Annotated in this window: 10 protein-coding genes; 5 read left to right on the top strand and 5 right to left on the bottom strand. The window is 72.4% G+C overall.

Annotated features, from left to right (window positions below; all coding sequences use genetic code 11):
* Window positions 1-45: 45 nt before the first annotated feature.
* The 3 genes from ACZ7N4_RS03325 to ACZ7N4_RS03315 all read right to left on the bottom strand — a co-directional run bounded on the left by ACZ7N4_RS03325 (window position 46) and on the right by ACZ7N4_RS03315 (window position 5,442).
* Complete coding sequence (locus ACZ7N4_RS03325; RefSeq protein ID WP_471353231.1) at window positions 46-1,770, bottom strand: alkaline phosphatase family protein; 1,725 nt, start codon at window positions 1,768-1,770, stop codon at window positions 46-48.
* Between the two features lie 73 nt (window positions 1,771-1,843).
* Window positions 1,844-3,781 (bottom strand): amylo-alpha-1,6-glucosidase, encoded by a 1,938-nt coding sequence (locus ACZ7N4_RS03320; RefSeq protein WP_471353229.1) that lies wholly within the window; start codon window positions 3,779-3,781, stop codon window positions 1,844-1,846.
* Window positions 3,778-5,442 (bottom strand): MGH1-like glycoside hydrolase domain-containing protein, encoded by a 1,665-nt coding sequence (locus ACZ7N4_RS03315; RefSeq protein ID WP_471353227.1) that lies wholly within the window; start codon window positions 5,440-5,442, stop codon window positions 3,778-3,780. The genes ACZ7N4_RS03320 and ACZ7N4_RS03315 overlap by 4 nt, the downstream gene beginning before the upstream one ends.
* A gap of 120 nt (window positions 5,443-5,562) precedes the next feature.
* Here ACZ7N4_RS03315 and ACZ7N4_RS03310 point away from each other — a divergent pair, with 120 nt between their 5' ends.
* The 5 genes from ACZ7N4_RS03310 to ACZ7N4_RS03290 all read left to right on the top strand — a co-directional run bounded on the left by ACZ7N4_RS03310 (window position 5,563) and on the right by ACZ7N4_RS03290 (window position 13,175).
* A complete protein-coding gene (locus tag ACZ7N4_RS03310; RefSeq protein ID WP_471353224.1) occupies window positions 5,563-6,783 on the top strand; it encodes an ROK family transcriptional regulator in 1,221 nt (406 codons plus the stop codon).
* Between the two features lie 444 nt (window positions 6,784-7,227).
* Window positions 7,228-9,948, top strand: a complete 2,721-nt coding sequence (ppdK, locus tag ACZ7N4_RS03305; protein ID WP_471353222.1) for a pyruvate, phosphate dikinase — start codon at window positions 7,228-7,230, stop codon at window positions 9,946-9,948.
* A 254-nt stretch (window positions 9,949-10,202) separates the two neighbouring features.
* A complete protein-coding gene (locus ACZ7N4_RS03300) occupies window positions 10,203-11,450 on the top strand; it encodes an ABC transporter substrate-binding protein (RefSeq protein ID WP_471353220.1) in 1,248 nt (415 codons plus the stop codon).
* Entirely contained in the window at window positions 11,447-12,349 is a 903-nt protein-coding gene (locus ACZ7N4_RS03295; RefSeq protein ID WP_471353218.1) for a carbohydrate ABC transporter permease, read from the top strand. Before ACZ7N4_RS03300 ends, ACZ7N4_RS03295 begins: the two co-directional genes overlap by 4 nt.
* Window positions 12,342-13,175 (top strand): carbohydrate ABC transporter permease, encoded by an 834-nt coding sequence (locus ACZ7N4_RS03290; protein ID WP_471353216.1) that lies wholly within the window; start codon window positions 12,342-12,344, stop codon window positions 13,173-13,175. The genes ACZ7N4_RS03295 and ACZ7N4_RS03290 overlap by 8 nt, the downstream gene beginning before the upstream one ends.
* A gap of 20 nt (window positions 13,176-13,195) precedes the next feature.
* Here ACZ7N4_RS03290 and ACZ7N4_RS03285 read toward each other — a convergent pair whose 3' ends face one another.
* Window positions 13,196-13,963, bottom strand: coding sequence for an SDR family NAD(P)-dependent oxidoreductase (locus tag ACZ7N4_RS03285; protein ID WP_471353214.1), 768 nt, complete (start codon window positions 13,961-13,963; stop codon window positions 13,196-13,198).
* 70 nt (window positions 13,964-14,033) lie between these two features.
* Window positions 14,034-14,618, bottom strand: a complete 585-nt coding sequence (locus tag ACZ7N4_RS03280) for a TetR/AcrR family transcriptional regulator (protein WP_471353212.1) — start codon at window positions 14,616-14,618, stop codon at window positions 14,034-14,036.
* Window positions 14,619-14,634: the final 16 nt, after the last annotated feature.

Raw genomic sequence — 14,634 nt, 5'->3', positions numbered from 1 at the left:
CCGTCACCGGGGCTCCGCCCGGGCCCCGTCCGGGGGGACGAGCGGTCACCCCTTCCGCGGATGCGGAGTAGACCCGTACGCCCGCAGGAAACGGTCCCGGAAGGAGCTCATCTTCCAGACCGGGGCGTCGTGGGCGGGGCGGAGGCCGTTCGTCCAGTTCCAGTCGGTGATCTTGTCGAGCAGCTTCGGGTCCTTGGCGACGATCGACACCGGGACGTCGCGGCTGGCGTGGTTGCCGCTGACGCGGGCGATGGGCTGGTGGTCGCCGAGGAAGACCAGGACGGTGTCCTTGGTGCCGTAGCGCTCCAGCCACTCGGTCAGCGCGGTGACCGAGTACTGGATCGACTTGCCGTACTCCTCTCGGGACCTGGTGCTGTCGGCGATGACGTCCTCCGCCTTGTTGCCCGCCGCCTCGATGCCCTTGAAGACGGAGCCGTCGCCGAGCCGGTCCCAGTCGACCCTCTTCGGGATGGGCGCCCAGGGCTGGTGGCTGGAGGTCAGGATGAGCAGGGACATCCGTGACCTGCCCTTGGCCGGCGGCTTGCTGTGCACCCGCTCCTGATACTGCTGGAGCGCGTACTGGTCGGGCATGGTCGACCAGCTGAACTTGGGGCCCCGGTAGCCGAGCTGGAAGGCGTTGTACACCTTGTCCAGGCCGTACCACTTCTGCTCCGGCCACCCCTTCTGCACGCCCGGCATGACCCCGACCGTGTCGAACGCGCCGGTCTTCCGGAACGCCTCCGTCAGGCTGAGGTGGTCGCTGGCCATGACCGTGCGGTAGCGCTGCTGGTTGCTGATCCACAGGCCCGACATGGTGGTGGAGTGGCCGAGCCAGCTGCTGCCGCCGTAGGTCGCCGAGGTCAGCCAGCCGCTCCGGGCGTGGAAGCCGGCCTCGGCCAGGGCCTTGGTGCGGATGTCGAGGGTCCGGTCGACGCCGGGTGCCATGACCGGGTCCTCGATCGCGCTCCGGCCGTAGCTCTCGATGAAGGTGAAGACCACGTCCTTGCCGCGCAGGTCGGGGACCAGCTGGCTGCCCGGCGTGTTGCCGAACGCGTCGACCCGGGCCACCTTCTCGAACTCCGCCTCGTCCTTCAGCGTGGCCGAGACCCGGCGGGCCTGGGCCTTCAGGGCGGTCGCGGTGCGGTCGGAGGCGAGCGGCACGCCGGCCACCTGGAGGCCGAGGGAGGAACAGGTGATCCAGACGACCCCGGCGACCAGCGTGCCCCGGGTCGCGGTCCCGGGGTGCCGGGCGAGGAGGTCGCCCAGCCGGATCACGGACAGGGCCAGCAGCACGAACAGCAGCAGGACCAGGGCGATCACCCCGGCCACCGCGGCGATCGTGGTCGTACGGCCGAGGGAGTCCTCCAGGTACGACTCCGCGTCACCGAACAGGCTCCAGTCCAGGACGACGTTGAAACTGCGGCCGAGGTACTGGTTGAACCCCATGTCCAGCGCGTTCAGCACGGTCATGACCCCGAGCAGCACCCCGGACACCGCCGCCACCACCACCCGGGGCCGGCGCGGCAGCGCGAGCAGCACGGCGGCCCCGATGACCGCCTCCGCGGGTATGCGGAAGAACTCCGCGGGCCCCAGCCGGACCACCGTGTCGGGCATCACCAGCGCGGCGACGACGAGGACGGCGGCGAGGACGGTGACGGTGACGGACAGGGCCTGAGCGGCGGTGGGGTACCGCTCCCGCCAGCGCGGCCTGGGCACGGGCGCGGTGACCTCGTCGGGGACGGTCTCCTCGGCTGACTGGAGCGCACTCATGCCCTCCCGTACGGCCCGCGGGAAACCACCGTTCAGGACGGTCGGGCAAACAGCTGGTCAATCCCCTGGCATCTCAGGCGCCTCCGACCGCCGTCAGCAGGGCCAGGGGTGCCGCCGCGGACCGGGCCTCCCTGCCACAGGCGTGCGGGTACGGCACCGGTGGGCCCTGGGGGGTGCGTCCGTAGCCCGCCAGGACCTCCGGCAGCCGGTGCCCGCTCCTCGTCGCCGCGTCGACCAGCGCGTGGGCGACCGTGCGGGCCTCGTCGTGCAGCCCGTAGCGGGCGAGGCCCAGGGCGATCAGGGCGTTGTCGTGCGGCCAGACCGAGCCGCGGTGGCAGGAGAGCGGGTGGTACGCCGGCTGTCCGGCGGCGACCGTGCGGACGCCCCATCCGGAGAAGAAGTCCGGCTCCAGGAGCCGCCGGCCCACCGCCTCCCCGTACTCCTTGTCCAGCAGCCCCGACCACAGCAGGTGCCCCGCGTCGGAGGCCAGCGCGTCGATCTGCCGGCCCCGGTCGTCCAGCGCCAGCGCCGGGAAGGACCGCTCCCGCATCCAGAAGTCCCGCTGGAAGCGGTCCCGGAGGTCGGCCGCCGCCTGCTCCAGTAACGCGGCGTACGTCTCGTCCGCCCACGCCGACCGCGCCACCCCCGCCGTGCGGCGCAGCGCGTCGTACGCGTAGCCCTGGGCGCCCGCCGCCATCACCGCGCCGGTGGGCCGGGTGCCGTCGGCGCGGCAGATCGCGCCGGGGGAGTCCTTCCAGTTCTGGTTGGCGAGGCCGCCCTCGTCGGCGCGGTAGACGAGGTAGCCGCGCGAGGTGAGGCCGCCGTGGTCCAGCATCCAGCCGATCGCCGCGCGGGCGTGCGGTTCCAGGCGGCGGGCCAGGTCCGTGTCCCCGGTCCGTTCGACGTAGGCGCCGAGCAGGACCAGGAAGAGCGGGGTGGCGTCGACCGAACCGTAGTAGCGGCGGAACGGCACCTGGCCGAAGTGGGCCAGCTCGCCGTGCCGTACCTCGTGCACGATCTTGCCGGGCTGGGCGACGGGAGAGCCGCCGGTGCCGGTGGCCTGGGTGGCGGCGAGCGCGGACAGGGTGGCGGCGGCCGGCCCGGGGCGGTACGGCAGGGCGAACAGGGAGGTGAGGAGCGCGTCGCGGCCCATCAGCGTGAGGAACCAGGGCGCGCCGGCCGCCGGTACGCGCAGCTCCTCGCCGTCCGGTCCGGTGGCCGGCACCTGGAGCGCCGCGAGGTCGGCGAGGCCCCGGGCGCAGGCGGCGGCCAGCTCCGGCCAGCCGGCCGGGAAGGCCACGCCCTCCATGAACTCGGCTTCGCGGGCGAGGAGTTGCTCGTGCACGGCGGCGGGGTCGCGGGGCACGCGCAGGGCGCGCCTCTCGCCGTGCGGGCGGGCGATCACCCGCAGCAGCAGCTCGGTGGTGCCGTGCGGGCCGAGGTCGAGGGTCCACACCAGGCGGCGGGCGCCGGTGCCGGTCTCCTCCACGGCGTCGGGGGCCGGGTCGGCGGTGATCGTCGTGCGGGAGTGCCACTCCGCGCGCCGGTAGGTGAACTCGATGCCGTCGTCGAGGACCTCGCGGGAGCGTACGGCTCCGGGCTTCGTGTAGGTGCGGTGGTCGGAGCGGAGTTCGAACTGGTCGGTGAAGTCGGCGTCGACGGTGAGCGCGAGCCGGACGGTGGTGGGCACCGGCCGGTTGCCGGTCACCTTCACCGACTCCACGAACGAGCTGTCACCCACGGCCTGTTCCCGGAAGAGGGTGTGGGCCGGAGGCTCCTGCGGGCCGCCGCGCGGGACGAGGACGCAGCGGGTCGCGTCCCCGTCCGTGACCGGGATGAGCACCTCGGGCACCGCGCCGTCGACGGTGAGCTGCCAGCGGCTGAGGTGCCGGGCGTCCCGGACGAACAGCCCGTCCGGATTGCCGCCGCCCCGCACCCCGCTGATGTCGCCACGGTCGCCCACGGCGGCGAAGGTGGCGCCGTGCACGAGCAGATGATGCCGGTCCGTCATCCCCGGTCCCCTCCTCTGTCACTGCTGTCGAACGGTGCGCTGTCCGTGGGGGGTACGTCTCTTTCTGCGCTCTTGTCCAGTCTTTGTGCGCTCTTGTCCGGCTGTTGACGCTGCGTGGCCCGCTCTTGACGCTCCGGGTCCCGCCGGTCCCCGTCCCGCCGGTCCTCCCGGTCGCGGTCCCGCTGGTCCCACCGGTCCTCCCGGTCGCGGTTCCGCTGGTCCCGCCGGTCCCCGTCCCGCTGCCCCCCGGTCCCGGTCCGCCGGTGGTCCGCCTGCCGTTTCGGCGGTGCGGAGCTCCGGTGGTGCAGGTCGAGTGCGAGGGCCGCCGTCCAGCTGAAGCCGGTGGCGCCGCAGGCCTCGCCGGTGAACGGGTCGACGTACTCGGCGAAACCGGTGGCGGCGGCGAGGTCCAGCACCGCCTCCCGCAGCGCGTCGGCCCGCTCCCGCTCGCCGTGTGTGCGCAGGCCCCGCTCCAGCAGCCAGGCGGTGTTGAACCAGGCCGGTCCGCGCCAGTAGCGGTGCGGGTCGAAGGCCTCGCCGAGGAGGTCGTAGCTCGGCACCAGCCGGGTACGGTCGCCGAGCGCGAAGTGCGGGCCGGTCAGGGTGCGGACGAGCGCGGCGGCGGTGTCCCGGGGGAGTCCGGGCAGCAGCAGCGGGACCAGGCCGGAGACGCTGCGCTCGGGCACCAGGCCCGCGCCCCGCAGGTCCCGGCACAGGAACATCCCCGCCTCCGCGTCCCACAGCCGCTCCACCAGCGCCGCCGTCAGCCGTTCGGCGCGCGCGTGCCGGGCCGAGCCGGCCGCGCCCAGTTCGCCGGCGATGTGGGCGAGGGCGTGCTCGGAGGCGATGAGCAGCGCGTTGAACGCCGGGTCCTCCACGGCGAACCGCCCGCCTCCGTCGGCGTATCCACCGTCCCGGTAGTCGGCGGCCAGCCGCACGTACCGCCCGTAGTCCAGGTCCGTCGGCCGGTCCTCGGCGGCGCCGTGGTCGAGGTCGGCGCGGCGGAAGGAGCGGGCCGGGGCCGGGGTGATCCGGGACAGCGGGGCGTCCCAGCAGGGGCTGTTGTCCATGCCCTGCTCCCACGGGTGGACCACGGACGCGAGGCCGCCGCCGCCCAGGTCCCGCCGGTGCAGCAGATACCGGTGCCAGGCGGCCAGCCGCGGGTACAGGCGGGTCAGGAAGCCGCGGGCCCGGGACAGCTCCGGGTCGGCGCGGTGCACCAGCCAGGCGGCCAGCGCGTGCACCGGTGGCTGCACGATGCCGGAGGTCTGTACGGTGCGCGGGGCGCCCGCGGTGCGCCCGGCGGTGGAGGAGCGCCAGAAGTCGGGGCTCGGGAAGTACGCGTCGAGCGGGACGGAGGGGTTGAACACGATGTGCGGGACCCGGCCGTCGGCCCACTGGGCCGCGAGCAGCGTCTCCAGCTCCGTCTGGGCCCGCAGCGGGGAGAGGTGCCGCAGCCCGATGGCGACGAACGCCGAGTCCCAGGACCACTGGTGGGGGTACAGGTTCCGGGACGGCACGGTCGAGCCGCCGGTCCAGTTGGCCTCCAGGACCTCGGCCGCTTCGACGTGCGGGGGCGCCGTGGTCGCCGGTGCGGCCGGTGGATCGTACGCGGTCTCTCGCTTCGCGGGGCGGGCAGTGAGCTGGGCCGTGCGATCCACTCGGGGCTCCCCGAAGACGTCCGGGCGACCGGGTTTGGGCGCGATCGCCGTAGGGTTACGTCTATTTAACACGCGGAACTCACTATGTAATGCAGGCTTGAGGAACACAAGGGGGTGCGCATGACGGGACGTCCGGGAAGGACCGGCAAGGGCGGGAGCCAGGCCGGCGCCGGCGATCTGCTCGAACTGGTGCGCAGGGGACGGGCCGTGACGCGCGGCGCGCTCCAGCAGGCGACCGGGCTCTCCCGGGCCACCGTCGGCCAGCGCCTGGACCGGCTGTTCCGGGCGGGCTGGCTGCGCGAGGGTGCCGGCGGCCCGGTCGGCTCACCGCTCGGCGGACGTCCCTCCATCACCCTGGAGTTCGACGACTCCCACGCGGTGGTCCTCGCCGCCGACCTGGACACCCGGCACGCCCGCGCGGCCGTCCTCTCCCTGACCGGGGAGATCCTCGCCGAACACGGCGGCACACTGGCGGTCGAGGACGGACCGGAATCGGTCCTCGGCGAACTCGGCCACTGGTTCGCCGAGTTGCTGACCAAGGCCGGGCACCGGGGCGAGGAGGTCTGCGGGATCGGGCTCGCGGTACCGGGCCCGGTGGACAGCGGGACCGGCCGCGTGGTCCAGCCGCCGATGATGCCGGGCTGGGACGGCTACGACATAACCGGCCGGCTCTCCCGTGCCTTCACCGAGCACACCGGCGCCCCCTCGGTCCCGGTCCTGGTCGACAACGACGCGAACCTCATGGCCTACGGCGAACAGCGCACCGGACACCCCGACTGCACGGCCTTCGTGCTGGTGAAGGTGTCCACGGGCATCGGCGCCGGGGTGGTCGTGGACGGCTCGATCTACCGGGGCGCAGACGGCGGCGCCGGCGACCTCGGGCACATCCGCGTCGGCGCCGACGCGCTGTGCCGGTGCGGGTCGTACGGCTGTCTCGCGGCGGTCGCGAGCGGCGGTGCCGTGGCCCGGCGGCTGGCCGCGTCCGGGGTGCCGGCCGCCTCCGGCTCGGACGTGCGGGACCTGCTGGCCGCCGGACACCCGGAGGCCGCCGCGCTGGCCCGGGAGGCCGGGCGCGCGGTCGGGGACGTGCTGGCGACGGTGGTGACCCTGCTCAACCCGGGCGTGCTGATGATCGCGGGCGATCTGGCCGGAACACCCTTCCTGACCGGGGTGCGCGAGCTGCTCTACCAGCGGGCGCTGCCCCGCTCCACCGCCCACCTGGACGTCGTCACCTCCCGGCTCGGCGACCGGGCCGGGCTGGTCGGCGCGGGGGCGCTGGTGGTGGAGCACCTGTACGCGCCGGAGCGGGCGGAGGAGCGGTTGTCCGAGATGGGCGTGTGAGTCGGTGCTCGGAGAGGGGCGCGTGACGCGGGTGTCTCCGTTCCCGGCACCGGTCCGCGGGAGGGTCCGCATGGTGAAACGGGGCGGTCTGTGGCAGCGTGATTCTCGCCACCCTTGATAAGGGTCGCGCTCAGATGAGCGGATCACGCGCGACTGCACTTCCTCAAGGGGTGGCACTCGGTGCCACCCCTTGATCGTTCATCGATCGAAATCAGTCGTGCTGGGCGCCGCTCATCTGAGCGGAAAACCGCACCTGTGGGCGCGCTTGTGTTCAAGAAGTGAAAACATACGGCTGGCTTCGCTTGCCAAGCCTTGACTTTCGATCCGCTGGCGGACGAGTGGTTACAGGCGCATGACGCGCAAGTGGACGTACCCAGGAACCTTCGATCTGGGTATGTTCCTGGCCGTCAGGGCAGCCACCGTGGCCTCAAGGAGTCGAGACCCGTGTCGGAAAACAAAGAACCCCACGTAGCGAAGTTCGTTTACGACTTCACCGAGGGCAACAAGGACCTCAAGGACCTCCTCGGCGGCAAGGGTGCCAATCTCGCCGAGATGACCAACCTCGGTCTGCCGGTCCCTCCCGGCTTCACCATCACCACGGAGGCCTGCAAGGTCTACCTGGAGAGCGGTGAGGAGCCCGCGGCGCTGCGTGACGAGGTGAGCGCGCACCTCGACGCCCTCGAGGCGAAGATGGGCAAGAAGCTCGGCCAGGCCGACAACCCGCTGCTGGTCTCCGTCCGCTCCGGCGCCAAGTTCTCGATGCCCGGCATGATGGACACCGTCCTGAACATCGGCCTCTCGGACAAGTCCGTGCAGGGCCTGGCCGCCCAGGCCGGCGACGAGCGGTTCGCCTGGGACTCCTACCGCCGCCTCATCCAGATGTTCGGCAAGACCGTCCTCGGCGTCGACGGCGACCTCTTCGAGGAGGCCCTCGACAAGGCCAAGGCCGCCAAGAAGGTCACGGTCGACACCGACCTGGAGGCCGCCGACCTGAAGAAGCTCGTCACCACCTTCAAGAAGATCGTCAAGAAGGAGGCGGGCCGGGACTTCCCGCAGGACCCGCGCGAGCAGATGGACCTCGCCATCAAGGCGGTCTTCGACTCCTGGAACGGCGACCGGGCCAAGCTGTACCGCCGCCAGGAGCGCATCCCGCACGACCTGGGCACGGCCGTCAACGTCTGCTCGATGGTCTTCGGCAACCTGGGTCCGGACTCCGGCACCGGTGTCGCGTTCACCCGCGACCCCGCCTCCGGCCACCAGGGCGTCTACGGCGACTACCTGCAGAACGCGCAGGGCGAGGACGTGGTCGCGGGCATCCGCAACACCGTCCCGCTCGCGGAGCTGGAGCAGATCGACAAGAAGTCGTACGACCAGCTCATGCAGATCATGGAGACGCTGGAGAACCACTACAAGGACCTCTGCGACATCGAGTTCACGATCGAGCGCGGTCAGCTGTGGATGCTCCAGACCCGGGTCGGCAAGCGCACCGCCGGCGCGGCCTTCCGCATCGCCACCCAGCTCGTCGACCAGGGCCTGATCGACGAGACGGAGGCGCTGCAGCGCGTCACCGGCGCCCAGCTCGCCCAGCTGATGTTCCCCCGCTTCGACGACAGCGCCAGGACCGAGCAGGTCGGCCGGGGCATCGCGGCCTCGCCGGGCGCGGCGGTCGGCAAGGCGGTCTTCGACTCGTACACGGCGGTCAAGTGGTCCCGCTCGGGCGAGAAGGTCATCCTGGTCCGCCGTGAGACGAACCCGGACGACCTGGACGGCATGATCGCGGCCGAGGGCATCCTCACCTCGCGCGGCGGCAAGACCTCCCACGCGGCCGTGGTCGCCCGGGGCATGGGCAAGACCTGTGTCTGCGGCGCGGAGGAGCTGGAGGTCGACACCAAGCGCCGCCGGATGACGGTCCCCGGCGGACACGTGGTGGAGGAGGGCGACCTGATCTCCATCGACGGCTCCTCCGGCAAGGTCTACCTGGGCGAGGTCCCGGTCGTCCCGTCCCCCGTCGTGGAGTACTTCGAGGGCCGGATGCACCCGGGCGCGGACGACGCGGACGAGCTGGTCGAGGCGGTCCACCGCATGATGGCCTTCGCCGACCGCAAGCGCCGCCTGCGCGTGCGGGCCAACGCGGACAACGCCGAGGACGCGCTGCGCGCCCGCCGCTTCGGCGCCCAGGGCATCGGCCTGTGCCGCACCGAGCACATGTTCCTCGGCGAGCGCCGGGAGATGGTCGAGAAGCTGATCCTCGCCGACACCGAGGAGGAGCGCGAGGCCGCCCTGCGGGAGCTGCTGCCCCTGCAGAAGAAGGACTTCGTCGAGCTCTTCGAGGCGATGGACGGTCTCCCGGTGACGATCCGTCTGCTGGACCCGCCGCTGCACGAGTTCCTCCCGGACATCACGGAACTCTCGGTCCGCGTGGCCCTGGCCGAGTCCCGTCAGGAACCGCACGAGAACGACCTGCGCCTGCTCCAGGCGGTCCACCGCCTGCACGAGCAGAACCCGATGCTGGGCCTGCGCGGTGTCCGCCTCGGCCTGGTCATCCCCGGCCTGTTCACGATGCAGGTCCGCGCCATCGCGGAGGCCGCGGCCGAGCGCAAGAACGCCAAGGGCGACCCGCGCGCCGAGATCATGATCCCGCTCGTCGGCACGGTCCAGGAGCTGGAGATCGTCCGCGAGGAGGCCGACCAGGTCATCGCGGAGGTCGAGGCGGCGACGGGGACGAAGCTGAAGCTGGCGATCGGCACGATGATCGAGCTTCCGCGCGCCGCCCTCACGGCCGGCCAGATCGCGGAGGCGGCGGAGTTCTTCTCGTTCGGCACGAACGACCTGACGCAGACCGTGTGGGGTTTCAGCCGCGACGACGTCGAGGCCAGCTTCTTCACCGCCTACCTGGAGAAGGGCATCTTCGGCGTCTCCCCCTTCGAGACGATCGACAAGGACGGCGTGGGCTCGCTGGTGAAGGCGGCCGCGGAGGCCGGCCGGCGCACCCGGCCCGACCTCAAGCTCGGCGTCTGCGGCGAGCACGGCGGCGACCCGGAGTCGGTCCACTTCTTCCACGAGGTGGGTCTGGACTACGTCTCCTGCTCCCCGTTCCGCATCCCGGTCGCCCGCCTCGAGGCCGGCCGCGCGGCCACCCAGTCGGAGGGCAGCGACCACCGCTGACCTGCCCGAACCCCGGAGCCGCCGCCGGTCCCCGACCCTCACCGATCGGCGGCGGCCCCGGCGCACGAAAGAGGAGGGGCGGCATCCCGGTGCGGGGGATGCCGCCCCTCCGGTGCGTCCGCCGTCCCCCCCGGCGGACCGTCGCCGAGCGCCCCGGCGCGCGGTCGGGACACGACCGCAACTCGCCTTACGTAATCAGCCCGCACGGTTGATCGTTGGGCTGTGCATCGGTGACGGACGTCAGGGGGCACACGATGACGATCACGCGGAGGGGCCTGCTGGGCGCGGCCGCCGGCGCCGCGTCGCTCACGGCCTGCGGGTCGAACACCGGGCGGGGCGGCGGAAGCTCGGGGCCCGGGCTCGTGCAGTGGTACCACCAGTACGGCGAGCCGGGTACCGAGCAGGCCGTCCGGCGGTACGCCGCCGGGTTCGGGAAGGCGCACGTCACGGTGCAGTGGCGGCCGGGGAACTACGACCAGCAGACCGCGGCCGCGCTGCTCACCGACTCCGGGCCCGATGTGTTCGAGGTCAACGGGCCGACCCTGGACCAGATCCAGGGCGGGCAGGTCCTCGATCTGACCGAGGTGGTGGAGGGGGTGAAGGACGACTTCAATCCGGCCGTGCTCGGACCCAAGACGTACGGCGGCAGGGTGTACGGCGTCCCGCAGGTCATCGACACGCAGATGCTCTACTACCGCAAGAGCCTGCTCCAGGACGCCGGAGTCGAGCCGCCCACCAGCCTCGACGCCCTCGTGGACGCCGCCCGCGCGCTCAGCGGGGGCGGGGTCAAGGGGCTGTTCCTGGGGAACGACGGGGGAGTGGGGGCGCTCGGGGGGACTCCGCTGTACGCGGCCGGGCTCCGGCTCGTCACCGAGGACGGCGGGGTCGGCTTCGACGAACCCGCCGCCGCCCGCACCCTCGGCAAGCTGCGCCGGTTCCACGCGGACGGGTCCCTCCTCCTCGGCGCGCCCAGCGACTGGGCCGACCCGTCCGCCTTCCTCCAGGGGCTCACCGCCATGCAGTGGTCCGGACTGTGGGCGCTGCCGCAGGTGCGGAAGGAGCTCGGCGACGACTTCGGGGTGCTGCCCTTCCCGGGGGACGGCGGTCACGGCCGGCCCTCCGTACCCGTCGGGGCCTACGGTGCCGCGGTCAGCGCGCGCAGCGGGCACAGGGAACTGGCCAAGGAGTACGTGAAGTGGCTGTGGGTCGAACGGACCGACCACCAGCAGGACTTCGCGCTGTCCTACGGGTTCCACATCCCCGCTCGGGTCTCCCTCGCCAGGAAGGCCACCCGGCTCCGCACGGGCCCGGCCGCCGACGCCGTGCGTTTCGCCACCGACCACGGGTACGCCCAGCCCCTGCTGTGGACCCCGGCCGCCCAGACCGCCTACCAGGACGCCCTCAGCCGGATCGTCCGGAGCGGGGCGAGTCCCGAGCGTGAGCTGCGGGGGGTCGTACGGAAGGTGTCGGAGGAGCTGGCCCGGGTGAAGAAGAAGCGATGAGGCGCACCAGGGCGCTCTGGTTCTGGGTGTTCGTCGGGCCGTTCGCGCTCGGGCTCGCCCTGTTCACCTACGTACCGCTGCTGTGGAGCGTGGCGCTCAGTTTCTTCGACGCGCACAACACCGTCACGCCCACGCACTTCGTCGGGTTCGGCAACTACACGGCCATGCTGCGGGACGACGCGTTCGTCGGCAGCCTGGAGACCTTTCTCGCCTTCACCGCCTTCATCGTGCCCGTCACCTACGTCGTCTCCCTCTCCCTCGCCCTGATGGTCAACCGGGTCCGGCGGGCCCGGGCCTTCTTCCGGTCCGTGTTCTTCCTCCCGGCCGCGTGCAGTTATGTCGTCGCCGCGCTGATCTGGAAGATGTCGATCTTCAACGGGGTGCGGTTCGGGCTGGCCAACACCGTGCTGGGCTGGTTCGGGGGCGAACCCGTCGCCTGGCTGGCCGGCACCGATCCGCCCTGGTACTGGCTGGTCATCGTGACCGTACGGCTGTGGCTGCAAGCCGGGTTCTACATGATCCTCCTCCTCGCGGGGCTGCAGCGGATCGACCCGGTGCTGTACGAGGCGGCGGCCGTCGACGGGGCCCGGCCCGGCTGGACGGTGCTGCGGCACATCACGCTGCCGCAGCTGCGGGCCACCTCGGTCGCGGTGGTGCTGCTCCTCGTCGTCAACGCCTTCCAGGCCTTCGACGAGTTCTACAACCTGCTGTCCGACGCCCGCGGCTATCCGCCCTACGCCCGGCCGCCGCTCGTCTACCTCTACTACACCGCCCTCGGACAGGGGCAGAACCTCGGGCTCGGCAGCGCGGGCGCGGTGCTCCTCGCGCTGGTCATCGCCGTCGTCACGGTGGCGCAGGGGCGCTGGCTGGGGCTGGGGAAGGGGGAGGGCGATGGATGACGGCCTGGTGCGGGCCGGGCGGGCGCTGCGGGTGGTGGTGCTGATCACCCTCGCACTCCTCTTCCTGGTCCCCTTCTACCTGCTCGTGCGCAACGGGCTGGCCGGTGACCGGGACATCACCTCTCCCGAGTGGACCTTTCTGCCGCGCGAGGTGAGGTGGTCGAACGTGCGCGAGGTGTTCGCGGACTCCTCCGTGCCCTTCGCCCGGTCCCTGCTCAACTCCGCGCTGATCGCCGTCGCCACCACCCTCGGCACCCTGCTCCTGGCCTCCCTCGCCGGTTACGGCCTCGCCCGCATCCCGTACCGGCACGCGAACAAGGTCTTCCACGGCATCCTGGGGACCCTGCTGGTCCCGGCGGCCGTCACCTTCGTGCCGAGCTTCGTGCTGGTGTCGTCGCTGGGCTGGGTCTCCACGCTGCGCGGGCTGATCGTGCCGACCCTGTTCTCCGCGTTCGCCTGCTTCGTCTTCCGCCAGTACTTCCTCGGCTTCCCGCGGGAGCTGGAGGACGCGGCGCAGCTCGACGGGCTGGGGTACTGGCGGACGTACTGGCTGGTCGTCGTGCCGAACGCGCGGCCGGTGTTCGCGGCCGTCGGGACCATCGTGTTCCTCGGCGCGTGGAACTCCTTCCTGTGGCCGCTGGTGATCGGGCAGGACCAGAGCGCCTGGACGGTGCAGGTGGTCCTGTCCGCGTACACCACGGCCCAGGTCGTACGGCTGCACGAGCTGTTCGTCGCGGCGGCCGTGTCGATCCTGCCGCTGCTGGTGGTGTTCCTGTGCTTCCAGCGGTGGATCGTGGCGGAGGTGGAGCGGTCCGGGATCGACTGACAGAGCCTGGCGGAGGCGGCTCAGGCGGTGGCGCCGCTGTCCACGACCAGGTCGGTGCCGACGACCGAGGCCGCGTCGTCGGAGGCCAGGTAGAGGACGGCGGCGGCGATCTCCCGGGTCGCGGCGATCCGGCCGAGCGGGAGGGTGGCCCGGGCACGCTCGGTCCGCTCCGCCTCCGTCTCGCCCGGCTGCAGGGACATGGAGGTGTCGGTGGCGCCGGGGCTGACGACGTTGATCCGGACGCCGTCCCCGATGTGGTCCAGGGCGGCACCCCGGCTGAGCGCGGTCACGGCGGCCTTGGTCGCGGAGTAGGCGGCGGCGCCGGGGGAGGAGGTGTGCCGGCCGAACGTGGAGGAGACGTTCACGATCGCACCGCCCGCCGGCTGGGTGCGCATCTGCCGGATCTGGGCCTGGAGGGCCAGGTGGACGCCGGTGACGTTGATCGCGAGCTGCTCGTGCCAGTCCTCCTCGGGGAGGTCCGCGAGCGGTCGGCCGCCGCGGAAGACGCCCGCGTTGTTGACGGCGACGTCGAGCGAGCCGAACTGCTCCACGGCCGCCCGTACCAGCGCCTCGGCGCCGGCCGCGCGGGATACGTCGGCGGACACGGCGAGGGCCTTGCCGCCCTGTTCCCCGATCAGCCGGACGGTCTCCGCCAGGGGCTGCTGCCGCCGCCCGGCGACGACGACCCGGGCGCCCTCGGCCGCGAACGCCAGGGCCACGGCCCGGCCGATCCCGGAACCGGCGCCGGTGACGAGGGCGGTGCGGCCGGTGAAGCGGTACGACATCATGAACTCCCTGTTTCTTGACCGTTCGGTTCAGTATCGGGGCGAGAAAAACGCCCTCGGTGGAGGGCGTGTCTCAGTCGAGCAGGGTCAGGGCCTGCTCCGCGGCGTCCCGGACCCGGGCCGGGTCGGCCGACGCCTTGCCGACGACCCGCAGGCCCTGCATCAGCACCAGCAGCGTGCGGGCCACGGCGAGCGGGTCGCGGTCGGCCGGCAGCTCGCCCTGGCCGCGGGCGCGGGCCAGCGCCGAGTGCAGCAGCGTCTCCAGCTGGTCCCAGTTGCGCTCCACGCGCCGGGCCGCGACCGGGTCGTGCGGGGCCAGTTCGGCCGCCGTGTTGGTGACCATGCAGCCCTGGAGCCGCAGCCGTTCGTCCGTCGCCTCCTGGGCGTAGCGCCGGACGAGGGCGCGTACGGCCGGCAGGGCGGGTCCGGGACGGGACAGCTCGTGCACGATCGGCGCGAGGCCCGACTGCTCGTAGCGCTCCAGTGCCTTCAGGTACAGCTCGTGCTTGTTGCCGAAGGTGGCGTACAGGCTCGCCTTGCCGATGCCCAGGTGTGCCACCAGGTCGGCCATGGACGTCGCCTCGTAGCCGCGCCGCCAGAACAGCTCCAGGGCTGACTGCAGCGCGGCGTCCGGGTCGAATTCCTTGGTCCTGGCCACACCGGCAGCCTAGGTT

It is taken from the genome of Streptomyces sp. NPDC107654 (assembly GCF_055639035.1).
This window is presented reverse-complemented; position numbering and strand designations above follow the sequence as displayed.